The 22,219-nt window shown below is 70.5% G+C and carries 22 protein-coding genes; 8 read left to right on the forward strand and 14 right to left on the reverse strand.

What is annotated here, in order from left to right; all coding sequences use genetic code 11:
- Positions 1-47 precede the first annotated feature (47 nt).
- The gene (locus tag OG456_RS20855; RefSeq protein WP_266563172.1) at positions 48-1,532 is read left to right on the forward strand and encodes an MFS transporter; all 1,485 of its coding nucleotides are present in this window, start codon (positions 48-50) and stop codon (positions 1,530-1,532) included.
- 21 nt (positions 1,533-1,553) lie between these two features.
- Here OG456_RS20855 and OG456_RS20860 read toward each other — a convergent pair whose 3' ends face one another.
- On the reverse strand, positions 1,554-2,066 hold the full coding sequence (locus OG456_RS20860; RefSeq protein WP_266563174.1) for a MarR family winged helix-turn-helix transcriptional regulator: 513 nt from the start codon (positions 2,064-2,066) through the stop codon (positions 1,554-1,556).
- 102 nt (positions 2,067-2,168) lie between these two features.
- Here OG456_RS20860 and OG456_RS20865 point away from each other — a divergent pair, with 102 nt between their 5' ends.
- Positions 2,169-2,936, forward strand: coding sequence for a class III extradiol ring-cleavage dioxygenase (locus tag OG456_RS20865; RefSeq protein ID WP_323136342.1), 768 nt, complete (start codon positions 2,169-2,171; stop codon positions 2,934-2,936).
- Between the two features lie 102 nt (positions 2,937-3,038).
- Here OG456_RS20865 and OG456_RS20870 read toward each other — a convergent pair whose 3' ends face one another.
- Positions 3,039-3,563 (reverse strand): GNAT family N-acetyltransferase, encoded by a 525-nt coding sequence (locus OG456_RS20870; RefSeq protein ID WP_266563176.1) that lies wholly within the window; start codon positions 3,561-3,563, stop codon positions 3,039-3,041.
- Positions 3,564-3,763: 200 nt separating this feature from the next.
- On the opposite strand from OG456_RS20870, the gene OG456_RS20875 reads away from it, so the two are divergent.
- A complete protein-coding gene (locus tag OG456_RS20875) occupies positions 3,764-4,768 on the forward strand; it encodes an RNA polymerase sigma factor RpoD/SigA (protein WP_266563178.1) in 1,005 nt (334 codons plus the stop codon).
- A 42-nt stretch (positions 4,769-4,810) separates the two neighbouring features.
- On the opposite strand, the gene OG456_RS20880 is transcribed toward OG456_RS20875, so the two are convergent.
- Positions 4,811-5,806, reverse strand: a complete 996-nt coding sequence (locus OG456_RS20880) for a YafY family protein (protein ID WP_266563180.1) — start codon at positions 5,804-5,806, stop codon at positions 4,811-4,813.
- 153 nt (positions 5,807-5,959) lie between these two features.
- Between OG456_RS20880 and OG456_RS20885 the strand changes: the two genes are divergently transcribed.
- Positions 5,960-7,462, forward strand: a complete 1,503-nt coding sequence (locus OG456_RS20885) for an MFS transporter (RefSeq protein ID WP_266563182.1) — start codon at positions 5,960-5,962, stop codon at positions 7,460-7,462.
- A 76-nt stretch (positions 7,463-7,538) separates the two neighbouring features.
- On the opposite strand, the gene OG456_RS20890 is transcribed toward OG456_RS20885, so the two are convergent.
- Positions 7,539-8,798, reverse strand: coding sequence for an extracellular solute-binding protein (locus OG456_RS20890; protein WP_266563184.1), 1,260 nt, complete (start codon positions 8,796-8,798; stop codon positions 7,539-7,541).
- A 71-nt stretch (positions 8,799-8,869) separates the two neighbouring features.
- Between OG456_RS20890 and OG456_RS20895 the strand changes: the two genes are divergently transcribed.
- Positions 8,870-9,517 (forward strand): TetR family transcriptional regulator, encoded by a 648-nt coding sequence (locus OG456_RS20895; RefSeq protein ID WP_266563186.1) that lies wholly within the window; start codon positions 8,870-8,872, stop codon positions 9,515-9,517.
- A gap of 78 nt (positions 9,518-9,595) precedes the next feature.
- Entirely contained in the window at positions 9,596-10,360 is a 765-nt protein-coding gene (locus OG456_RS20900) for a glucose 1-dehydrogenase (RefSeq protein WP_266563188.1), read from the forward strand.
- A 183-nt stretch (positions 10,361-10,543) separates the two neighbouring features.
- Here OG456_RS20900 and OG456_RS20905 read toward each other — a convergent pair whose 3' ends face one another.
- Positions 10,544-10,861: a hypothetical protein gene (locus OG456_RS20905; RefSeq protein ID WP_266563190.1), complete on the reverse strand. Its 318-nt coding sequence runs from the start codon at positions 10,859-10,861 to the stop codon at positions 10,544-10,546.
- Between the two features lie 748 nt (positions 10,862-11,609).
- On the opposite strand from OG456_RS20905, the gene OG456_RS20910 reads away from it, so the two are divergent.
- Positions 11,610-11,843, forward strand: coding sequence for a hypothetical protein (locus OG456_RS20910; RefSeq protein WP_266563192.1), 234 nt, complete (start codon positions 11,610-11,612; stop codon positions 11,841-11,843).
- Positions 11,844-11,871: 28 nt separating this feature from the next.
- Here OG456_RS20910 and OG456_RS20915 read toward each other — a convergent pair whose 3' ends face one another.
- From OG456_RS20915 to OG456_RS20925, 3 genes are all read right to left on the reverse strand, one after another.
- Positions 11,872-12,642 carry a DUF6227 family protein gene (locus OG456_RS20915; RefSeq protein ID WP_266563194.1) on the reverse strand — a complete coding sequence of 257 codons (771 nt, stop codon included), beginning with the start codon at positions 12,640-12,642 and terminating at the stop codon, positions 11,872-11,874.
- Positions 12,643-12,774: 132 nt separating this feature from the next.
- Positions 12,775-14,046 carry an Ig-like domain-containing protein gene (locus OG456_RS20920; protein ID WP_266563196.1) on the reverse strand — a complete coding sequence of 424 codons (1,272 nt, stop codon included), beginning with the start codon at positions 14,044-14,046 and terminating at the stop codon, positions 12,775-12,777.
- Between the two features lie 231 nt (positions 14,047-14,277).
- Positions 14,278-15,366, reverse strand: a complete 1,089-nt coding sequence (locus OG456_RS20925; RefSeq protein WP_266563198.1) for a P1 family peptidase — start codon at positions 15,364-15,366, stop codon at positions 14,278-14,280.
- Positions 15,367-15,826: 460 nt separating this feature from the next.
- On the opposite strand from OG456_RS20925, the gene OG456_RS20930 reads away from it, so the two are divergent.
- Positions 15,827-16,009: a hypothetical protein gene (locus OG456_RS20930; RefSeq protein ID WP_266563200.1), complete on the forward strand. Its 183-nt coding sequence runs from the start codon at positions 15,827-15,829 to the stop codon at positions 16,007-16,009.
- Positions 16,010-16,015: 6 nt separating this feature from the next.
- Here OG456_RS20930 and mscL read toward each other — a convergent pair whose 3' ends face one another.
- From mscL to OG456_RS20960, 6 genes are all read right to left on the reverse strand, one after another.
- The gene (mscL, locus tag OG456_RS20935; RefSeq protein WP_266569363.1) at positions 16,016-16,474 is read right to left on the reverse strand and encodes a large conductance mechanosensitive channel protein MscL; all 459 of its coding nucleotides are present in this window, start codon (positions 16,472-16,474) and stop codon (positions 16,016-16,018) included.
- 150 nt (positions 16,475-16,624) lie between these two features.
- On the reverse strand, positions 16,625-17,209 hold the full coding sequence (locus OG456_RS20940) for an RcpC/CpaB family pilus assembly protein (protein WP_266563202.1): 585 nt from the start codon (positions 17,207-17,209) through the stop codon (positions 16,625-16,627).
- Positions 17,210-17,458: 249 nt separating this feature from the next.
- The gene (locus OG456_RS20945) at positions 17,459-18,334 is read right to left on the reverse strand and encodes an S-methyl-5'-thioadenosine phosphorylase (protein WP_266563204.1); all 876 of its coding nucleotides are present in this window, start codon (positions 18,332-18,334) and stop codon (positions 17,459-17,461) included.
- 93 nt (positions 18,335-18,427) lie between these two features.
- Positions 18,428-18,772 carry an FmdB family zinc ribbon protein gene (locus OG456_RS20950; protein WP_266563206.1) on the reverse strand — a complete coding sequence of 115 codons (345 nt, stop codon included), beginning with the start codon at positions 18,770-18,772 and terminating at the stop codon, positions 18,428-18,430.
- A gap of 67 nt (positions 18,773-18,839) precedes the next feature.
- Positions 18,840-20,126, reverse strand: a complete 1,287-nt coding sequence (locus OG456_RS20955) for an MFS transporter (protein WP_266563208.1) — start codon at positions 20,124-20,126, stop codon at positions 18,840-18,842.
- A 391-nt stretch (positions 20,127-20,517) separates the two neighbouring features.
- Positions 20,518-22,038, reverse strand: a complete 1,521-nt coding sequence (locus OG456_RS20960) for a potassium/proton antiporter (RefSeq protein WP_266569364.1) — start codon at positions 22,036-22,038, stop codon at positions 20,518-20,520.
- Positions 22,039-22,219 lie beyond the last annotated feature (181 nt).

Here is a 22,219-nt window from a genome sequence, read left to right on the forward strand (position 1 = left end):
CAGTGGCTACCCCCTTGCCAAAAATAGATCTGCCCAAGGCAGACCCCATGCGCTGGAAGGCGCTCGTCTTCATCGCGCTCGCCCAGCTGATGGTCGTGCTCGACGCGACCATCGTGAACATCGCGCTGCCGTGGGCCCAGCAGGACCTCGGCATCTCCGACGGAAACAAGCAGTGGGTCATCACGGCCTACGCGCTCGCCTTCGGCGGACTGCTCCTGTTCGGCGGCCGGATCGCCGACATGTGGGGCCGTAAGCGGACCTTCGTCACCGGCCTGCTCGGCTTCGCCTTCGCGTCCGCGCTCGGCGGCGCGGCCCAGGGCGAGGCGATGATGCTCGGCGCCCGCGCCCTCCAGGGCGTGTTCGGCGCGCTGCTCGCGCCCGCCGCGCTCTCCCTGCTCGCGGTGATGTTCACCGACGCCAAGGAGCGCGCCAAGGCGTTCGGCATCTACGGTGCGATCGCCGGTGGCGGTGGCGCCGTCGGCCTGATCCTCGGCGGCTTCCTCACCGAGTACCTGGACTGGCGCTGGACGTTCTTCGTGAACATCCCCTTCGCGATCATCGCGGCCGCGGGTGCCTACTTCGTCATCCGTGAGCCGGCCGGCTCCCGCAACCGCTCGTCGCTCGACATCCCGGGCGTCGTCCTGTCGACCCTCGGCCTGGTCTCCCTCGTGTACGGCTTCACGCGCGCCGAGTCCAACGGCTGGTCCGACGCCACGACGGTCGGCATGTTCGTGGCCTCCGCCGTGCTGCTGCTCGCGTTCGTGTTCACCGAGTCCAAGGTCCGCTCGCCGCTGCTGCCGCTGCGCGTCCTGCTCGACCGCAACCGCGGTGGCGTCTACATGTCGCTCGGTCTCGCCGTCATCTCGATGTTCGGCCTGTTCCTCTTCCTGACGTACTACCTCCAGGTCGTCCGCGGCTACTCGCCGGTGACCACCGGCTTCGCGTTCCTGCCGATGATCGTCGGCATGATCACGGGCTCCACGCAGATCGGCGCCCGGCTGATGACCCGGGTCCGCCCGCGGCTGCTCATGGGCCCCGGCTTCCTGGTCGCCGCGCTCGGCATGCTGATCCTGACGCAGCTGGAGATCGACTCCTCGTACCCGTTCCTGATCCTGCCGGCGCAGCTGCTGCTCGGCCTCGGCATGGGTACGGCGTTCATGCCCGCCATGTCCCTGGCCACGCACGGTGTCGAGCCGCGTGACGCCGGTGTCGCCTCCGCGATGGTCAACACCTCGCAGCAGGTCGGCGGAGCGATCGGCACGGCCCTGCTGAACACGATCGCCGCGTCGGCGACCACCGCCTACGTCGCCGCGCACGCGGCCGGCGCCACCAACCCCAAGCTCCTCCAGGCGCAGGCCATGGTGAACGGCTACACCCACGCCATCTGGTGGGCCGTCGGCATCCTGGCCGCGGCGGCGACGATCGCCCTCACCCTCATCAACACGGGTGTCCCGGGCAGTGCCGCCCCGAAGGCCTCCGGCTCCACGGAGGGCGCTCAGGACGAGGTGCAGATCCCGGTGATCGCGCACTGACCCCGTAGAAGACGCGGGGCACTACCGGAGCCAGGGGAGATCCGCCCCCGCCTCCTTCGGCTGAAGTCCCTCGGCGACGATCCTCATGATCTCGCCGAGGGACTTCTGCTGTTCCGGGGAGAGCCGGTCGAAGAGCGCCTGCCGGACGGCGCTGACATGACCGGGCGCCGTCCGCGTCAGGACCTCGTACCCCTCGTCCGTGAGGCACGCCAGCTGGCCGCGCTTGTCGGAGGGGCAGTCCTCGCGGCGCACCCAGCCGTTCTTCTCCAGGCGCGCGATGGCGTGGGAGAGGCGGGAGCGGGTGATCTTCGCGTTCATGGCCAGCTCGGTCATGCGCAGACGCCGGCGCGGCGCCTCGGAGAGCTGGACGAGCAGCCCGTAGTAGATGTGCGGCATGCCCGCGTCCCGCTGGAGTTGGCGGTCGAGGTGGTCCTCCAGCAGCGTGGTCGCATGGAGATACGCCTGCCAGGTGCGCTGTTCCTCGTCCGAGAGCCAGCGAGGGGCTTGGGTGCGTGCCGTCGTCATGGGTTCCACTGTACGTACCTCCTTCTTGAAGATTAAACAACCCCGAGCTACCCTGTTGGTATAGCTTGAGACTTCAAGTAATCCAGGGTCACGTCATCCAGGAGTGTCGCCATGCGTATGCCCGCCCTCTATCTCAGCCACGGCGCGCCGCCGCTCGCCGACGACGACCTGTGGACCGGCCAGCTCGCCGCGTGGTCGGCCGAACTGCCGCGCCCCAGGGCGATCCTGATGGTCTCCGCGCACTGGGAGGAGGCCCCGCTCGCCCTCGGCGCCACCGAGACCGTGCCGCTCGTGTACGACTTCTGGGGCTTCCCCGAGCACTACTACCAGGTGCGGTACGAGGCCCCAGGCGCCCCCGAACTGGCCGATTCCGTACGGAAGCTGCTGCGTGGACCCGGCACCCCCGTCCAGGACATCCCGGACCGCGGCCTCGACCACGGCGCGTACGTCCCGCTCGTCGAGATGTACCCCGGAGCCGACATCCCGGTCCTGCAGATCTCCATGCCGACGCTCGACCCGCAGAAGCTGATGGACATCGGGCGCAAGCTCGCGCCGCTGCGTGACGAGGGGGTCCTGATCGTCGGCTCGGGCTTCTTCACGCACAACCTCGCCGCGCTGCGGCAGGGCGGGATCCCGGCCTGGTCGGCGGAGTTCGACGACTGGGGGCACCGTGCCCTGGAGAGCGGCGACGTGGACGGTCTGCTCGACTTCACCCACAAGTCCCCGGCGGGTGCGCTGGCGCACCCTCGGACCGAACACTTCGCGCCACTGTTCGTGGCGATGGGGGCGGCGGACCAGGCCGGGGAGCTGGACGCGCAGCGGAGCGTGATCGACGGGTTCTGGATGGGGCTGGCGAAGCGGTCGGTGCAGTTCGGTTAGTGAGTGTCGGGTGCGGGGCTGCGGGGCTGGTCGCGCGGTTCCCCGCGCCCCTTCGGGGGCGCTTCTGGGCCCCGGGCCGACAGGCGCACTCACCCGCGCCGCTCAGACCCCGTTCAGCGGCTTCTCGTACCAGGCCACGTCCCAGTAGCGGTCGAACTTGCGGCCGACCTCGCGGTACGTGCCGACGTGGGTGAAGCCGCATCGGGCGTGCAGGCGGACCGAGGCCTCGTTCGGCTGGGTGATGCCCGCATACGCGCGGTGGACGTCCTCGCCCGCGAGCGCCTCGAAGAGCGCGTCGTAGAGCAGGGTGCCGATGCCGCGGCCGCCCGAGTCGGGCGCGCAGTAGACGCTGACCTCCACCGAGGTGTCGTACGCCGCCTTCGCGCGGAAGGGGCCCGAGGTCGCGTAGCCGAGGATGCGGCCGGAATCGCGCTCCTGGGCAACCAGCAGCAGGTGCCGGCCGTCTTCAAGGTGGGAGAGCAGCCAAGGACGGCGCTCCTGCGGGGTGAAGGCGGCCGTGTCAAAGGTGATCGGCGTCTCACGCACATAGTGGTTGTAGAGGTCGGTGAGAGCGTCGAGATCCGCTTCGCCGCCAGGCCTGACCAGCACTTCTGTGGACTCCGTCACGCTGTGGACCTCCCCGTATCCGGCCGGTGGCGGCACAGGGTACTGCATGATCACGAAAATCGATGGTCCGCTTGGGAATTCTGTCCGGATTCCAGTCGTTGTTTCCATCGGATGCAGGGCACCCGGGAGGGTGTGCCACACCACAGGACCACAGGACCTGTCCACCGCAGGCCCCCGCCCACCATCGCAAGGGAGCACGCATGGCAACCCGTGCCGTCGCCCGTCGTAAGTCCGCCGTCTCCGGCGAGACCGACGGCGGACGCAGTGTTCGCGCCGTAGGCGGCGAGATCGCCGACCGCGACCTGGTCGGCATGTACCTCGACGAGATCGCGCGTACACCGCTGCTGGACGCTGCCAAGGAAGTCGAACTGTCCCAGACCATCGAGGCGGGCGTGTACGCCCGGCAGATCCTCGACGGCGAGGCGGAGAGCGAAGCCGCGGGCAAGGCGTCCCGCGAGGAGCTCGAAGCGCTCGTCGCCGCGAGTGAGCGGGCCAAGGACGTCTTCATCAAGTCCAATCTGCGCCTGGTCGTGGCCGTCGCGCGCCGTTACCCGAGGAGCGGTCTCCCGCTCCTCGACCTCATCCAGGAGGGGAACGCGGGCCTGGTGCGCGCGGTCGAGAAGTTCGACTACCGCAAGGGCTTCAAGTTCTCCACGTACGCGACGTGGTGGATCCGGCAGGCCATCACGCGCTCGATAGCCGACCAGTCACGCACGATCCGGCTCCCCGTCCACCTGGTGGAGGAGCTGGGGCGCATCCGTCGCGTGCAGCGCGAGTTCAACCGGAAGAACGGGCGGGATCCCGAGCCCGAGGAGATCGCCGCCGAGCTCGAATCCAAGCCCGCGCGCGTGGTCGACGTCCTGGACTGGGCCCGCGACCCGGTCTCACTGAACATGCCGGTGGACGACGAGGGCGAGACCCAGTTCGGCGACCTCCTGGAGGACACGTCCGCCGTGTCGCCCGAGCAGTCCGTCCTCACGCTGCTGCGCAGTGAGGAGCTGGACGACCTCATCGGACGCCTCGACCAGCGCACGGCGTCCATCATCAAGATGCGGTACGGGATCGACGACGGCCGTGAGCGCACGCTCACGGAGGTCGGCAAGGAGCACGGGCTGACCCGCGAGCGGATCCGTCAGATCGAGAAGCACGCTCTTCTCGAGCTGAAGAAGCTGGCTCGGGACACCGGGTTCGATGCCGCCGCGTGAGGTTCCGGGGGCGCCGCCCCCAACCCCCCGCGCCGCTCGTCGTCAAGCGCCGGACGGGCCGGATGTCACCGGCCCGTCCGTGGCGCGGGCCAGACGGCTGCTCAACTCTCTCAGGTAGTCCGCCAGTTCATCCGGCCCGTGCACCGTGAACTCGCAGTCCACGAGCGCGAGCCGCAGCGCCAGCCACTCCACCGAGTCGGTCGCCGTCGCGCGCAGCCGGCAGGTCCCGTCGGGCTGCGCCTCGGGCGCGCCCAGCGCCGAGGGCAGCCGCGCCACCACGAAGTCCGCCGGCGCTTCGAACGTCACGTCGATGGCGTACGAGGGCCGGCCGCGCCCCGACATGGACCGCCGCAGATACTCCGCCGCGTCCCCCGTCGGCAGCTCCCGCGGAACGAACCGCGCGCCCGTGGCGAACGGCTCCTCGACCCGGTCCACGCGGAAGGTGCGCCAGTCGTCCCGGTCGATGTCGTACGCCACCAGATACCAGCGCCGCCCCGTGGACACCATCCGGTACGGCTCCGTCAGACGGCGTGACTCCGTGCCGTCGCCCGAGCGGTAGCGGAACCGCAGCCGCTCCTGCCCCGCCGTCGCCGACGCGAGGACCGTGAGCGTCTCCGTCGCGATGGACGCGCCGTCCCCGCCGGTCAGCGGCATCGTGGCGGCCTGGAGCGTGGAGACCCGGTGCCGCAGCCGCGAGGGCAGCACCTGCTCCAGCTTGGCGAGGGCCCGTACGGACGCCTCCTCCACGCCCTCGACGGCGTGCCCCGCCCCGGCCCGCAGGCCGACCGCGATCGCCACCGCCTCCTCGTCGTCCAGGACCAGCGGGGGCAGCGCCTTGCCGGCGACCAGCCGGTAGCCGCCCTCCGCGCCCATCGACGCCTGCACCGGATAGCCGAGATCACGCAGCCGGTCCACGTCCCGGCGCACCGTGCGCCGCGAGACGCTCAGGCGCGCGGCGAGCTCGCCGCCGGGCCACTCGCGCGGGGTCTGGAGCAGGGAGAGCAGTTGAAGCAGCCGGGCCGGGGTGTCGGTGGTCATGGTGCGTCCCCTCTCGTTCGCGTCCCGTCATCGTGTCCGTCCCGCTCGTGGCGCCCTCGCTTGTGGCTTTCGCGGCGCATTCGTTATCGGGAGATTCCAGGGTGCGCGCCATCTAGGACATGGTGTGACCTACATGCCTCCTAGTCTCCCCGTATGACTTCACCCGTGACCACCCCCGACAGGCGACGCTGGTTCGCCCTGGCCATCGTGATGACCGCCGCCTTCATGGACCTGGTCGACGTCACGATCGTCAACATCGCGATCCCGTCCATCCAGCGCGACGCCGGCGCCACCGTGAGCCAGATCCAGTGGATCACCGCCGGATACGCGCTGGCGTTCGCCGCGGGCCTGATCACCGGCGGGCGGCTCGGCGACATCTACGGCCGCAAGCGGCTCTTCCTGATCGGGATCGCCGGCTTCACGCTCGCCTCGGCGCTCTGCGGCTTCGCCGCGAACCCCGAGATGCTGGTCGCCTCGCGCATCCTCCAGGGCGGCATGGCCGCGATGATGGTGCCGCAGGTCCTGTCGATCGTGCACGCCACGTTCCCCGCGGAGGAGCGCGGCAAGGTCTTCGGCCTCTTCGGCATGATCGTCGGCCTGGGCGCGGTCTCGGGCCCGCTGCTCGGCGCGCTGCTCACCGAGTGGAACCTGTTCGGTCTCGAATGGCGCCCGATCTTCCTGATCAACCTGCCGGTCGGCATCGCCGGACTGCTCCTCGGCCGCAGGTTCATCAGCGAGTCCAAGGCGCCCCGCGCCCTCAAGCTGGACCTCGTCGGCGTCGTGCTGGTCACGCTCGGCCTGCTCATGCTGATCTACCCGCTGACGCGCGGCCGCGAGCTGGGCTGGCCCGTGTGGGGTCACGTCGTGATGGGCTCCAGCGTCCTCGTCTTCGGAGCGCTCGTCGCGTACGAGAAGTACAAGACGCGACGCGACGGTTCGCCGCTGGTCGAGCTGTCGCTGTTCAAGGTGAAGAGCTTCGCGGCCGGTATCGCCGTGCAGGTCGTCTTCGGTGTCGCGCTCGGCGTGTTCTTCCTGGTGTGGACGATGTACATGCAGGTCGGCCTCGGGTGGACGGCTCTGCACGCGGGTCTGACCGGGGTGCCGTTCTCCATCGCCGTGTCGGCTGCGGCCGGGATCTCCGTGCAGAAGCTCGTGCCGAGGTTCGGGCGCAAGGTGCTCCAGACCGGCGCGCTGGCGATGATCGCCGGACTGCTGATCTACATCTGGGAGGCCGGACGTTACGGCGCCGGGATCACGTCCTGGCAGATGGCGCTGCCGCTCGTCGTGATGGGCGTCGGCATGGGCCTCATCGTCGCCCCGCTGACCGACGCGGTGCTCTCCGACGTGCCGCGCGAGCACGCCGGTTCGGCGTCCGGGCTGATCAACACCACGCAGCAGATGGGTACGGCGCTCGGCCTCGGCCTCGTCTCCGTGGTGTTCTTCGGGACGATCGGCGACCACCTCGCGCCGACCGAGGTCGGGCAGGCGTTCACCGACGCGTTCAGCAACTCGCTGTGGTACGTCGTCGGCGTGCTCGCCGTGATCTTCCTGCTGATGTTCGCGCTGCCGGGGCGGCCCGCGCAGCACGTCGAAGGCGGCGCGCAGGACGCGGACCCGGAGGCCGGACCGGTGGAGAAGACGCCGGAACTGGTCTAGTTCCCGCGGGACTTCGAGTGGGCGGGCCCTCGCGCATGGCGCGGGGGCCCGCCCACTCTCCGTTTCAGCGCGTCGTTCAGCCGGCCGTGCGGATCTCCGCGCGGCTCGCCGTCGTGTCCAGGGCCTGGAGCACCGCGCGCGGGCTGCCGCCCCGGACGACCGCCGAGCCGATGTCCTCGCGGATCGCGGCCCGCACGTCGGGCCAGGACGCCTGGTTCACCGGCTGGAACTCCGCCCGCGGCATCTGGTCGATGAACTTCCACAGCGGGCGCTGCGCCGGGTCGGAGCGCAGGGAGTCCGACGCGGAGGCCGTCACGGGCAGCGCCGCCTGGCCGCCCCCGTACGTCCGGGCCGACTTACGGCCGTAGAGGTACGTCAGGAACTCGCCGCACTCGGCCTTACGGCCGTTCTGCCTGAACGCGAGCAGCCAGTCGCTCAGCCCGAGCGGAGCCGCCGCGCCCCCGTCCCGCTGCGGGAACGCCGCGTGCGCGTACGGGACCTTCGCCTGGTCGGCCGCGCTCATCAGGACCGGGTGGGCGATCATCATGCCGATCTGCCCGCGCAGGAACTGCTCGTACGCGGCCGTCCGGTCGAGGAGCTGCGGCGCGGCGCCGGCCAGGCCCTCGCCGACGAGGCGGTCGCGCAGCCAGGTCAGCGTCGCGATGTTGCTGTTGGTCGCGAAGTCGTAGCCGGTGACGCCCGCGTAGGTGCCACCGCCGGCCAGCAGCCAGGCGAGCGCCTCGTCCTCGGCGGCCTCGGGGCCGAGCTGGAGCCCGTGCGGCGTCGTCACGCCGATGGCCTTCAACGCCTTTGCCGCGGAGTGCAGTTCGTCCCACGAGCCGGGTGCGGATATGCCCGCGCGCTCGAAGAGCGTCGTGTTGTAGAAGAGGCGCGGGGTGCTCGCCAGGAACGGGATGCCGTACTGGACGTAGTGCGCCGTGCCCGCCTGGGCGAACGACTGGGTGAAGTCGGCCTGGGTGGGGATGTCGAAGAGCTCCGACACCGGGTAGAGCTTGCGCTGGTCGGCGAACGTCGCGAAGACGTTGGACTGCGCGATGTCGGGCGCCCTGCCGTCCTTCACCCGCTGGGCGAGGGTCCGATCCAGCTTGGCGAACGGGATCCGCTCGACATGCACCGTGACGTCCGGCTTCACCTTCTTGTACGCCTTGACGACCTGGTCCCACTGGTCGCCGATCGAGGAACCGACGCTCTGGTCGTAACTCGCCACCATCAGGTTGAGGGAGGACTTCGACGAGCCGGAACCGCAGCCGCTGAGCCCGTAGGCCGCGGCGCCGGCGAGCCCGGCCGTCTGAAGAAGGAAACGTCGCCGCCGCACTGCTCTCGCCCACCCCTTGGTTGCACGCCAGATCGGTGGCAGATTCTGCCACATAGGCATACCATGACTTCATGCCCGGTAGCTCTACGACTGAGACGCTGACGGAACGACGCAAGGCCGCCACCCGCCTGGACATCGCCCGCACAGCGGCGGCGCTCTTCGTGGAGGACGGCCTGCGCGCCACCCGCGCCGAGGACATCGCCCGCGCCGCGGGGGTCGCCCCGCGCACCTTCTACCGCTACTTCGCGACCAAGGAAGAAGCGGTCGCCCCGCTCTTCGCCGCGGGAGCCCAGCAGTGGGCGGAGGCCGTGCGTGACGCCCCGGCCGCACTCTCCGTGCCCGAGGCGCTGCGGCACGCGGTCGCCCGGTCGCTCACCGCGGACGACGCGGCGAACATGGAATCCCTGGAGTGGGTCAGGTCCCTGCTGCGCATGGCGGCGGAGAGCCCGGCGCTGCAAGCGGTGTGGGGCACCGCCTGCCACGCGTCGGAAGCCACGCTGCTGGCGGCTCTTGAGGAGCGGGTGGGCGGCGGGGGTGACAAGGGGGTACCCCCGTCGCTTGCCCTGCGCCTGGCCGCCGGAGTCGCCTGCACGGCCATCCGCGTAGGCGTGGAGACCTGGGCGGCGAGCGACGCCCCGGCCGGCGGGAAGCTCGGGCCCGCGGCGCTCGCCGCGCGCTGCCTCGCGTCGCTCGGCGACTTCCCGTGGGCCCCGGCCTAGGGCGTGTCTCCGCGCCCGCATCCCGTGAATTCCCCTGTTCCACCCTCGACTTCTCCCTCGACTTCTTCTGGAGCACCCATGAACGACCTCACCGGCAAGACCGTCCTTGTCACCGGCGGAGCCCGCGGCATCGGCGCCGAGACGGCGCGCCGCGCCGTCGAGGCCGGTGCCAACGTCGTCGTCACCGACGTTCTGGAGGACGAGGGCAAGGCCCTCGCCGCCGGGCTCGGCGAGCGCGCCCGCTTCATGCGGCACGACGTGACGTCGGAGGAGGACTGGGCGGCCGTCGCCGCGTTCGCCACCGCCGAGTTCGGCGGGATCGACGGTCTGGTCAACAACGCGGGCATCTCCACGGGCCAGCCCTTGGAGACGGAGACCGTCGAGCACTTCCGCAGGGTCCTCGACATCAACCTCACCGGCGTCTTCATCGGCATGAAGACGGCCATCAACGCGATGAAGGACAACGGCGGCGGCTCCATCGTCAACATCTCCTCCGCCGCCGGCCTCATGGGCCTCGCCCTCACCAGCTCCTACGGCGCCTCCAAGTGGGGCGTGCGCGGCCTGACCAAGCTCGCCGCGGTCGAGCAGGGCACGGCGAAGATCCGCGTGAACTCCGTGCACCCCGGCATGATCTACACGCCGATGACGGCCCAGCTCGGCATCCAGCAGGGCGACGGTGGCTACCCGAACACCCCGATGGGCCGCGTCGGCGAGGCGGACGAGATCGCCAAGGCGGCCGTGTTCCTGCTCTCGGACGACTCCTCGTACGTCACCGGCGCCGAGCTCGCCGTGGACGGCGGCTGGACCACGGGCCCCACGGTCAAGTACGTGATGGGTCAGTAGGTGCCGCAGGCACGGTAGGGACCCCCGAGGGGCCCGGTTCTCCGCGAGGAGGCCGGGCCCTTCTGCCTGTACGGCTACGTGCGCACCGGAGAGGCAGCGGAGATCCTCCGCCTCGCGCGTGACGGCGGAGAGCGCGCCGATTACTCGACGCGTTTCGCTGCTGGGTCCGTCGCCCGCACCGTGCTACTCGGGCCGAACGTCGTTCAGACTGTTGACGATAGTCACGGACGGCGGCTGTGCAGGCGCAGGCACCTGAATGAGCATCGGCACATAGACCATTTCGCCGTGCCTGAACTCGGCCTTCGCTGAAAACCGGTAGCAGGTGATCGCGTCCGGACTGCTGTGCGTCGCATAGCACCGAAGTGTCGACTTCATTGGTGCAGCCTGCGACTTCTGCGGCAGGCCACCTGACTCACTCGCTGATGCGCCCCATTCACCGAGCGCGAAACAGCAGGAGGCTGCGGCGACAATGGTGACAGTCCGCAATGCTGCCTGCTTCATCCTCATCACCCCAAAAGCTGTGAGTGAACTGAGTTGTTCTATCGTCGCACCCCGGCAAGGGACGCGCGAGGCGCTTAGGGGCCGTCGTGCGTGAGAGGCAGTCAGGGCTTCGACTTGATTTTGGTCCCGCCGCGAGGCGCTCCCGGAAACCGCCGACGTGGGATGCCGACAGCCACGGCATCCGGTCGTGACTCCACAGGTCACGGCGGCGACCGGTCTGGTGCGCTGCCGAGGGCGCGGGACCGGCTCCCGAGAGAAGCGGGGGGAGCGCGTCCTGCGCCTGGCATCCTTGACCCGATGTGAGGCACCCAGACCGAAGTGGTCCGGCTCTCCGCAGCACTCCGAGGGAAGCTCACCTCAAAATGCCTGGAACGCCGGGATGGCTGCCGGATGGAAATGTGCATAGGTGACCTGTATTTTGTCGACCCGCATTTACGCGCTGTCCCGACCCCCTTCGAGAACATTAGTTGAATGAGCGTTGTCGTATAGATCCAGGAACTTCAGAGCTCGTAAGGCCCTCGCTGGAGTTTTTCCGGGACTCTTTCCTCACCGAGGGTGCGACCCCGTTCGCCGCGACGGACCCGCTGCGCATCATCCCCGCCTCGATGGTGGGCGGCGCGGTCACCGGCGGCCTGTCGATGACCTTCGGCTGCACCCTCCGCGCGCCTGACAGTTCGGAACTGTCCGCTCATGCGAGATACGTCACGGTCCGGGACCAAAGTCCAGGACCGTGGTGTTGACTGGGCCCATGCCTGAACACCTGTCGTACTTCCAGCAGATAGGCGTGGCGTTCCTCGCGGCCGCCACCGTGGTGTGGGTCGTGGGTCTCGTCCGGCTGGTGCGCCATGTGGGCTGGGGCGCCGAGCAGCCCCTCGCCTCGCTGCCGGTCCAGGGCGGTCCGCCCGCCCAGGAGTCCGTGCCGCTGACGCCGGGCGAGCGCGACGCGTTCGCGGGCCTGGTACGACAGTTCAGCCGCCGTTAGCCGCCGGCCGCGGCCGGCGCTTGTGAAGCTAGCCGCAGCTGGGGCGGGAGCGGTCGGTGGCGCGGCGCTGCATCGCCGCGCGGGCCTCGTCCTGCGTGGCGTACACCTCGCACATGTGACGGCCGTCCGGCGTCGCCGTGTGTTCGATCTCCCAGAGACTGATCTCGCTGCCGTCGTGCAGCAGGAACGCGTGCTCGTACAGCGTGAAGCCGAGGCGCGGGCGGCCGAACGCCTGCGTGATCTGGTGCGCGTACGCGGTGTGCAGGAGCCGGACCGTGTCGGGTCCCGGGCGGTCCTCGTTCTCCGCGCGGCGCAGCAGGCGGCGTGCGTGGTCCGCCGAGTCGTCGGCCGCGTAACTGCGGCGCGGCTCGGGGATCGACGGGAGCTGGAGCGGGAGCGGCAGCTCGAACTCGGGGGCGGCCTCGCGGGGCAGCGGGAGGCGGTCCGTCGCCAGGCGGAGGTCCTCCTCCGACGTATACACCTCGTGCTGGGTCCCCCGCTGGGGCATCGTGTTGTGGACGAGCTCCCAGAGGGTGAGCGCGCTGCCGTCCGCGAGCAGCCACGTGTGCCGGTACGTCTCGCGGTGCAGGCCTGCGCTGTGGTGTGCGGAGTGCAGCGAACTGTCGTACGCGAGCGCGCAGTCGAGACGAGCGAGGGCCTCGTCGGGCAGCTCGAAGGAGTTCAGGGCCCGGCCCAGCAGGCGCCCGAGGTGCTCATCCGGCTGGTGAGTGCCGTCCGGCTGATGCGACTCGTGCGACTCGGGTGGCTCGTACGCTGCGGTGTCGTACGGAACGCTCAAGGCATCTCCCGGCGTTGCTACATGTCACCTTGTGGGTGCATACCGTAGCCCCTAGGTCGGACATCGTGTCCTCGAAATCAGAAACGAACGGGCCGCGCAGGGAAGTTCCCGCGCGGCCCGTCCTGAGGAGCGTCAGATTGCGCTGCCCGCCGTCCACTGGCTCCACGACATGTTCCAGCCGTTGAGGCCGTTGTCGGGCGCGATGGTGGTGTCGGGGGAGTGCTTGACGGTCACCACGTCGCCGACGAGCGAGTTGTCGTAGAACCACTTGGCGATCGTCGCGCCACCCGCGCCCTGGACGTCCGCGAGGCCGATGCAGCCGTGGCTGGTGCCGGAGCGGCCGAAGGGCGGATTGCCCTTCGGGTACCAGTAGTTGCCGTGGATGAACGTGCCGGACGAGGACAGGCGCATCGCGTGCGGGACGTCGGGGATGTCGTACTCGCCGCCGAAGCCGACCGTCGACCCGTTCATCCGGGTCTGTACGAACTTCTCGGAGATCACCATCTGCCCGTTGTACGTGGTGTGCTGCGCGCTGCCGGCCGAGATCGGGATCGTCTTCATCGTCCTGTCGTCCCGTACGACCGTCATCGTCTGGGTGTTGACGTCGACCGTGGAGACCTGGGAGCGGCCCACGGTGAAGGTGACCGTCTTGTTCTGGACGCCCGTCACACCGTTCGCGCCCCGCACGCCGTCCAGGTCGATCTTCATCGTGACCTTGGAACCGGCCTTCCAGTACTCCTCGGGGCGGAAGTCGAGCCGCTGCGCGCCGAACCAGTGGCCCACGATCTGCTGGCCGCTGCTGGAGGAGACCGTGATGTGCGACTGCACGGCCTTCCTGTTCGTGATCGCCTTGTCGAAGGTGAACGAGACCGGCATGCCGACGCCGACGGTGGTGCCGCCGTCCGGCGTGTACGTGCCGATGAAGCTGCCCGACGTGGTGACCGTCGTGAAGATCGAGTTGGCGGCTGCCGTCCGGCCGTCGGAATCCTTGGCGGTGGCCGAGATGCGGTACTTCGTCCCGCGCTCGAGCTGTTCCTTGGGCTCCCACGCCGAGCCGTTGGCGGTGAGGGAGCCCGGCACGGTCTTCCCGCTGTCGGGCTCCGTCATCTTCACGGCGGTGAGCTTGCCGGACTTGACCTTCACGCCCGTCGCGTTGATGGACGCCCCCGTCGAACCGTCCTTGGCCGAGATCGTGATCTGCGCGGCGGACGAGCCGTTGGTCTTGGTGTCGCCGTTCTTGCCGTCTGCGTTCTCCGCGTTGGCGCTGCCGCCGCAGGCGGTGAGGGCGAGCGCGCCGACGGCGACCGCGGCCGTCGCCACCAGGACCCGCCGCGCGGTACGCCTGCGGCCCCGCTCGGGCTGCCGGGGATGCTGCTGGTGCGCGGCCGTGTCCGGGGTTGTCACGAGATGCTCCATGATTCGTCAGTTACTCCAGTGTGTGTAGAGAGGGCGAACTGACCGTAAAGGTTCCTTCGGGAAGATGTGAACGGAGACACAGGTCACGTCAGGAACCGGGCGGGCCGGACGCTACGTGGATCCTGGGCTTCGCGAGGCATGAGTTCCGTGAGTCGTGTGCTCCGTGGGACGTATGTTCCGTGTGCCTTGGCGCGCCCCCGAGTGGTGGGCGCCCGTGCCTCAACTCCCGTACAGATCCCCGTACGAGAGGAACGTCCCGCCCGGCCCCCGCACCGACTCCGCCGCGAGCACCGCCCGCACGATGGCCCGTGTCACCATGTCCGCGCCCGCCGTGAGGATGTCGTTCAGCGCGAGGGGGTTGGCCTCGTCGAGCGGGCGCGTACCGGTCGCGACGGCGAAGACGGTGTCCCCGTCGTTGAGGAGGTGCACCGGACGGACGGCGCGCGCGATGCCGTCGTGCGAGGTGCCCGCGAGCTTGTGCGCCTGGGAGCGGGTGAGCACCGCGTCCGTGGCGACGACGGCGAGCGTGGTGTTCATCGGCGGCGCCTGTCCGGCGGCCTCCGCCTTGGTCCGCGCGATCCGTTCCTGCGCCGCCGCGTGCGCCTCCGGCGAGGGGTACGGATACGGGTGCGAGTGCGGGTGGGGTCCGCCGTCCCGCGCGTCTGCGAGGTCCGGGGCGAAGAACCGCCCGTAGAGCGCGCCCGTCGCCGGATCGACCGCGGAGCCCACCGCGTTGGCCACGACCAGTGCCGCGACCGTCACCCCCGAGTCGAGCATCGTGCTCGCCGTGCCCACGCCGCCCTTCAGCCCGCCGATCACCGCGCCCGTGCCCGCGCCCACCGAGCCCTCCGCGACAGGCGAGCCCGGCGCGGAGGCGGCCGCCGCCTCCACCGCCGCGCGGCCCGTCGCCGCGTCGGGCCTGGCCCGGAACTCCCCTCCGCGCCCCAGATCGAAGACGCACGCGGCGGGGACGACCGGCACCACCTCGCGCGGCCCGGCCCCCACGCGTACGCCCCGGCCCTGCTCCTCCAGCCACGCCATGACACCCGACGCGGCGTCCAGGCCGTAGGCGCTGCCGCCCGTCAGGGTCACGGCGTCGATGCGCCGGACCACATTGCGCGGGTCGAGCGCGTCCGTCTCCTTCGTGCCCGGGCCGCCGCCTCGCACGTCCACAGCGGCGGTCATTCCGCCCTCGGGCGCGAGCACCACCGTCGTCCCGGTCAGCCAGCCGCCCTCGCCGGCGCGGGTGGCATGACCGACCCGCAGGCCGGCGACATCGGTCAGGGCATTGCGCGTGGGCGTCGTCATACGGCATGCGTATCACGTGAGTTGGGCCCCGGGGCCGCCTCCGCGCACGCCCCCGTGGGCGTGACGTTCACGCCCACGGCGACGGTGAGCGCGGCCACGATGCCCGCCGGCGATGTCCGCGAACTTCGCCGTGACCAGCTAGCTACCTCTGGTGCTTCGTGGGCTTCTACGGTCACGTGCGTCGCCGTCTGCTGGTCGTTCTACGCCCGCAAGGGCGCCGAATCCCCCAGCTGCCCCCACGACCCGAGCGACGACGACCCGAGCGTCCTGCACCCCGGCACCCCGGCACCCCTGCGCCCGGCACCCCTGCGCCCTGTACCCCTGCGCCCTGTACCCCGACACCCGGCACCGCTGCGCCCCGCACCGCTACGCCCCGGCACCCCGCACCCCTGCTCCCGGCACCCCGGCCCCCTGCACCCGCTCCCGACGCTCCGCCCCCCGACGGACGTACGCTGGGGGCATGAGTACCGCCCCCGACCCCGAACCGCGCGATCCGAAGAGCGCGCTGGTCTTCGACGATCCGCTGAGTACGCAGTCCTCGGACGACACGGACCAAGGGTGGGGTGAGCGGCCCACCCACAGCGGCGACAGCGCCGCCGACCTGGCACGCTTCCTCGACGAGAAGCCGCCCCACCACCTCTGAGCCCGGCTACTGCTCGCTGTGCCCAGAGCCGCGCTGCGCCACCAGGGCGTCGCGGATCTCCTTCAGAACCTCCAGCTCGGACAGCTCCACGATCTCCGCGGCGCCTTCCTTCGCGGCATCCCGGGCCGCCTTCCTGGCGAGGTACTTGGCCATCGGCAGCACCATCAGGAAGTACACGACCGCGGCCGTGATGAGGAACGTGAGGGTGGCGCTGAGCACCGAGCCCCACAGGATCTCGATGCCGTCGTCGCCCGGGCAGGTGCCCTTCAGGCACGACGTGTAGCCGTTCAGGTCCTTCGTGCCGAACGCGCCGACCAGTGGGTTGATGACGCCCTTCACGACGGAGTTCACGATGTTGGTGAACGCGGCTCCGATGACGACGGCGACCGCAAGGTCGATCACATTGCCGCGCATCAAGAAGGCCTTGAAGCCCTCCCACAGACTCGGCTTCTTCTTCTCGCTCACCAGAAGGCCTCTCTTCACTTGTGCAGGATGTGGAGCAAACAGCTCCGCAACCTACGACAGCGCCTGGCCGGCCTGTCCAATGCGCCAACTCGAACGAGGGACTTGACTTCGAAACCGTGCGGACCGGCCCGTCCGGGTACCCGAAAATGATCACCACAGGGTCACCGCCAGCCGCGAGGTGGCACCGGCCCCGGCGAGCCGCGCCGCCGTCTCTCGAGGCACGGACAGGACGACCAGAGCGCCGCCCTCCGCGGCGACTTCGCCGGCGGACTCCGCCGACTCCGCAGAATCCGGCACGGAACTGACCCGCGCCCCCGCCGCGACGACCCTGCCGCCCCGGCCCCCGGATCCCTGCCCGTCAGCGGCTCCCGCCCCCGCCGCCACCACGTCGACCCGGTCACCGGGCCGCAGCAGCCGCACCGCCGCCGCGTCCGCGATCCGCACCGGCGCGGACACCGTCACGGCCGACCGCCGCACCCGCTCCCGCCCGGAGCCCGAGAACTCGGAGCCTGCGGAGCCGGCTCCTGAAGCGCCCGCGCCGGAGGACCCGGCACCGGAGGACCCCGCCCCCGACGGCCCCGCGGCCACCAGCACCGCCGCCGTCACGGCGAGCCCCGCAGCGACCGCCCGCCGCCGGTGCCGGCCCGCACGCCGTGGCCGCCAGCGCGCACCGCGCACCCGCAGCGGCGTGAAATGCGGGACCTCGCATGTCGGGGGAGTGCTGAACGGGGACATGGGCGACCACCACCTGGATCGAGAGGCATCGGAGAACATCGAAAAGCCTCGGAACGCGCAAGCTCGAAAGCTCGCCTCGCGCTCCACGATCCAGGCCCGCGCCGATTCCCGCTGAGCCCCGTGCACTACTCGCCGGTTGTGGACAACTCCCTCACCCGAAGGCGAAGTTCAGCACCGGCCAGCACCGGCCAGCACCGGCCAGCACCGGCCAGCGCCAGCCAGCACCGGCCAGCACCGTTCCGCACGCCGCTACGGCAGCACGATTCCCGGATCCATCCCCCCGAGCGCCCTCACGCACACGCAGTCCCGCTCGCCCTCCGCCGGCAGCCCCGCCACCGCGTCGAAGAGCACCGTCCGCAGCCGGTCCACATTGGCGGCGAAGACCTGGAGAACCTCGTGGTGCGACACGCCCTCGCCCGACTCGGCGCCCGCGTCGAGGTCGGTGACCAGGGTCAACGACGTGTAGCAGAGCTCGAGTTCACGCGCGAGCATCGCCTCGGGGTGCCCGGTCATGCCGACCACCGACCAGCCCTGAGAGGCATGCCAGCGGGACTCGGCGCGGGTCGAGAACCGTGGCCCCTCGACGACCACGAGCGTCCCGCCGTCCACCGGCTCCCAGTCGCGGCCACGCGCCGCCTTCACGGCGACCCGGCGCCCGGCCGGGCAGTACGGGTCGGCGGGCGACACATGCACCACGTTCGGCACGGTCCCGTCCGCCAGCGGCTCCCCGTCGAAGTACGTCTGCGCGCGGGCCTTCGTCCGGTCCACGAACTGGTCCGGCACCAGAAGCGTCCCCGGTCCGAACTCGGGCCGAAGGCCGCCCACGGCGCAGGGGCCGAGGACCTGCCGGACGCCCACGGAGCGCAGGGCCCAGAGGTTGGCGCGGTAGTTGATGCGATGCGGCGGCAGATGGTGGCCGCGGCCGTGGCGGGGCAGGAAGGCGACCTTGCGGCCCGCGATCTCGCCGAGGAAGAGCGAGTCGCTCGGCGCTCCGTACGGGGTGTCGACCTGGACCTCGGTCACGTCGTCCAGGAACGAGTAGAAGCCGGAGCCGCCGATGACGCCGACCTCGGCCGTGACCTGTGTGTTCGCCGTGTGAGCCGTGCCCGGAACTGTATTCGCCATGTACGGCACAGTATCCGCCCGGGAACGCCGAAAACCCCGTCGTCGGAGGACGACAGGGTTCCGTAAGAACTCGGCCGAAGGGGCCGAGCGGCCTTACGCGGCGGAAGAGCTCGAGGACGAGCTCGAAGAGGATGACGAAGCGGAGGCCGAGGACGTCGATGTGGAGGACGACGACCCGGACGACTTGGAGTCCGCGGACGAAGACTTCGTGTCCGAGGCCGACTTCGCGGACGACGGCGCCGGCGAGCTGCTCGACGAGGAGCCGCGGCTGTCGTTGCGGTAGAAGCCCGATCCCTTGAAGACGATGCCGACCGCCGAGAACACCTTCTTGAGGCGTCCGTCGCAGTTGGGGCACACGGTCAGGGCGTCATCGGTGAACTTCTGCACCGCCTCGAGGCCCTCGCCACATTCGGTGCACTGGTACTGGTACGTCGGCACTTGCTTCCTCCTGGCACTCTCACTCGATGAGTGCTAACGACAATCCATACTGACGTATTCCGAGAGATCAGTCCACTGACACGGGCACTCGGTGACCGACGCCACGCGCCACGGTCAGGCCTGTCGATGGCGGGACGAGGCGGGATCGCAGGGTCGCCAGGAGCAGCAGGGCGAGCACCGTGCCGCCCATCGGGACGAGGAATCCGGCGCCGTCCCAGAGGCGGTCCTCCAGCTGGCCGGCGACCGTGACGGCTGCTGCCTGGCCGAGCGCTACCGCGCCCGTGAGCCACGTGAAGGCCTCGGTGCGGGCGGTCGGGGGGACCAGCTTCTCGACGAGCGTGTATCCGGTGATCAGGGCCGGGGCGATGCACGTGCCCACCAGCAGGCCGATCCCGGCGAGCAGGAGAACGGACTGCGCGGCCCAGAGGCCGGAGGCGGTCACGGCGAGGGCGGTGTAGGCGAGCAGGAGGCGGCGCTGGGGCGCGATCTTCCAGGCGACGGCTCCGCAGACGATGCCGGAGAGCATGTTGCCCGCGGCGAACGTCCCGTACAGGACACCGTTCAGGCCGGGCTCGCCGATCGACTCGGTGAAGGCGGCCAGGGCGACCTGCATGCCGCCGAACACGGAGCCGATGCCGAGGAACGCCACGATCAGGATGCGCACTCCGGGGACGCGCAGCGCGGAAACGTGCTCCACGCGTGCGTGGACGTCGCCCGCGGATCGCGAGGGGCGGGGCTGTGTGCCGCGCTGCGCGGCGAACAGGAGGCCGCCCACGAGCGTCAGGGACGCCTCCGTGACGAGACCGGCGGCGGGGTGCACGCCGGTGCACAGGGCGGTCGCGAACAGCGGGCCGAGCACGAACGTGAACTCGTCCGTGACCGACTCGAAGGCGGCGGCCGTGGTCATCAGGGGCGAGCCCTGGAGCTTGACGCCCCAGCGGGCCCGCACCATGGGTCCGATCTGCGGGGTGGAGGCGCCGGTCGGGACCGCAGCGACGAACAGGGCCCACAGGGGGGCGTCGCTGAGTGCGAGCAGCGTCAGCAGGAGCACGGACGCCGTGTGCAGCAGGACGCCGGGCACGAGGACGGCGCGCTGCCCGCAGCGGTCGGCGAGCTTGCCCGTGAAGGGGGCGAACAGCGCCATGGAGACGCCGGTGGTGGCGGAGACGGCGCCGGCTGTGCCGTACGAGCCGGTGGTGTGCTGCACGAGCAGGACTGTCGAGATGGTCAGCATCGCGAACGGCTGCCGGGCGGCGAAGCCGGGGAGCAGGAACGTCCAGGCGCCGCGGGTGCGCAGCAGCTGTCCGTATCCGGGGCGCTTGTCGGTGACCGTGGCCGTGTAATTCTCTGGCACGGCCCTTGCCTTTCTGCCGCCTGGTAGCGCTGACCCGGTGGGGTGCGCCGAGAGCCGTCCTCATGCGCCGGGAACCGAGTGATACCGGGGTCCGCGCCAGGAGGGCCTGGGCCATGCAGGGTATGCAAGGGAACCGCGGCCGCTTTGCGGTCGCGCCGGCTCTACATCAGGCAGAGTCGGTGGAACTTCAAGTGTGTACCGTCCATGCTAACGGGCGGACGGGCCTCTTTCTTCCGCGTAGCGGAACTTCATCCAGCGGGAATCGACCCGCCATCCGCCCGTCGGCTCCCGCAAGGAGTCCCGGCTTCCGCCCCGGCACCCCAGTTCCCGACCCGGCGCCCTCGCTCCCGCCCAGGCGCCCAAGTTCCGGCCCGGAGCCCCCGTTCCCCGCCTACTGAGCCCGCCGTCCGCGCCCCGGGGTCCCGTTCCCCGAGAGCCATCCGGCGAGCTTGCCGCCCTGTGCCACGGCCCGCAGCCGGGCCTCGGCCTCGTCCCGCACCTGGTCCGTCGCCACCACGAGCAGTTCGTCACCGTGCCGCAGGACGGTCGTCGGCAGCGGCACGAAGGACTGCTTCTCGCGCACGACGAGCGTGACGGCGGCACCCGAGGGCATCCGCAGCTCGCTGACCTCGACGCCGTGCATCCGGGACTCCTCGGGGATCGTCACGGACAGCAGATGTCCGCGCAGTCGCTCCAGGGGCGCCGATTCGATGCCGAGGTCGGCGGCGGACGCGGAGTCGCTGCCGAGCCGCAGCATCCGGGCGAGCCAGGGCAGCGTCGGCCCCTGGACGAGCGTGTAGACGACGACGAGGACGAAGACGATGTTGAAGATCCGGGTGCTGTCGTCGACGCCGTTCACCATGGGGATGGTCGCCAGGATGATGGGCACCGCGCCGCGCAGTCCGGCCCAGGACATGAGGGCCTTCTCCTGCCAGGGCATCCGGAACGGCAGAAGGCTCAGGACGACACTGAGGGGGCGCGCCACCATCGTCAGGACGAGGCCGATGACGATCGCGGGCCATGCGTCGTCCACGAGGTCGTGCGGGGTGACGAGCAGGCCGAGCAGAACGAACATGCCGATCTGCGCGATCCAGCCGAGCCCTTCGGCGAAGCCGCGCGTGGCGGGCCAGTGCGGCAGTTTCGCGTTGCCGAGGACCATCGAGGCGAGGTACACGGCCAGGAATCCGCTGCCGTGGGCCATGGCTCCGGCCGCGTACGCGGTGACGGCGATGGCCATGACGGCGATCGGGTAGAGGCCGGAGGCGGGCAGCGCGACGTGCCGCAGGCCGAAGGAGCCGAGCCAGCCCACCGCGATCCCGATCGCGGCGCCGATCGCGAGTTCGAGGGCGATCTCGCCGACGAGGGCGTACCAGTGCTCGACGGGTCCGGCCGTGGAGAAGGCCACCACCAGGATCACCACAGGGGCGTCGTTGAAGCCGGACTCGGCCTCCAGGACGCCCGTCACGCGGGACGGCAGCGGCACCTTGCGCAGCACGGAGAAGACGGCCGCGGCGTCCGTCGAGGACACCACCGCGCCGATGATGAGCGCCTGCCGCCACTCCAGGCCCACGACGTAGTGCGCCCCGGCGGCCGTCACGCCCACGCTGACGGCGACTCCGACCAGCGACAGCATGACGGCGGCCGGCAGCGCCGGTTCGATCTCTTTCCACTTCGTGCCGAGGCCGCCCTCGGCCAGGATCACGACGAGGGCCGCGTAGCCGATGACCTGCGTCAGCTCGGCGTTGCTGAACGACACGTTGCCGATGCCGTCCTGACCCATGGCCACCCCGATGCCGAGGTAGAGGAGCAGGCTCGGCAGACCGCTGCGCGAGGAGATGCGCACGGCGGCCACGGCGATCAGCAGGACCAGCGAACAGACGAGCAGGAGCTGGTTGAGGTGGTGGACAGTCAGGGGCTGTTTCCTTCCTCCGAAGGCCGTACGGGAGGGCCCGTACGGGTGTACGGGGCGCCGCGGAACGACCAGGTACTTCGTTACCTTACCTAATCGTTAACGCTTTCTTGACGCCGTCCGGGGTGACCTCGGACGGTTTGGGGCCCCGGGTTCTTGACACCGCGTCCGAGGCCGCCGAGCC

The sequence above is a fragment of the Streptomyces sp. NBC_01446 genome (assembly GCF_026340095.1).
GTDB classification, from domain to species: Bacteria; Actinomycetota; Actinomycetes; order Streptomycetales; family Streptomycetaceae; genus Streptomyces; species Streptomyces aureus.

What these genes read in the sequence shown, in the direction of transcription:
- OG456_RS20885 (WP_266563182.1), top strand. Translation starts at nt 5,960, where the DNA reads ATGACTTCACCCGTGACCACCCCCGACAGGCGACGCTGGTTCGCCCTG.
- OG456_RS20895 (WP_266563186.1), top strand. Translation starts at nt 8,870, where the DNA reads ATGCCCGGTAGCTCTACGACTGAGACGCTGACGGAACGACGCAAGGCC.
- OG456_RS20875 (WP_266563178.1), top strand. Translation starts at nt 3,764, where the DNA reads ATGGCAACCCGTGCCGTCGCCCGTCGTAAGTCCGCCGTCTCCGGCGAG.
- OG456_RS20855 (WP_266563172.1), top strand. Translation starts at nt 48, where the DNA reads ATGCGCTGGAAGGCGCTCGTCTTCATCGCGCTCGCCCAGCTGATGGTC.
- OG456_RS20865 (WP_323136342.1), top strand. Translation starts at nt 2,169, where the DNA reads ATGCGTATGCCCGCCCTCTATCTCAGCCACGGCGCGCCGCCGCTCGCC.
- OG456_RS20880 (WP_266563180.1), bottom strand. Translation starts at nt 5,806, where the DNA reads ATGACCACCGACACCCCGGCCCGGCTGCTTCAACTGCTCTCCCTGCTC.
- OG456_RS20900 (WP_266563188.1), top strand. Translation starts at nt 9,596, where the DNA reads ATGAACGACCTCACCGGCAAGACCGTCCTTGTCACCGGCGGAGCCCGC.
- OG456_RS20905 (WP_266563190.1), bottom strand. Translation starts at nt 10,861, where the DNA reads ATGAAGCAGGCAGCATTGCGGACTGTCACCATTGTCGCCGCAGCCTCC.
- OG456_RS20930 (WP_266563200.1), top strand. Translation starts at nt 15,827, where the DNA reads ATGAGTACCGCCCCCGACCCCGAACCGCGCGATCCGAAGAGCGCGCTG.
- OG456_RS20940 (WP_266563202.1), bottom strand. Translation starts at nt 17,209, where the DNA reads ATGTCCCCGTTCAGCACTCCCCCGACATGCGAGGTCCCGCATTTCACG.
- OG456_RS20945 (WP_266563204.1), bottom strand. Translation starts at nt 18,334, where the DNA reads ATGGCGAATACAGTTCCGGGCACGGCTCACACGGCGAACACACAGGTC.
- OG456_RS20910 (WP_266563192.1), top strand. Translation starts at nt 11,610, where the DNA reads ATGCCTGAACACCTGTCGTACTTCCAGCAGATAGGCGTGGCGTTCCTC.
- OG456_RS20925 (WP_266563198.1), bottom strand. Translation starts at nt 15,366, where the DNA reads ATGACGACGCCCACGCGCAATGCCCTGACCGATGTCGCCGGCCTGCGG.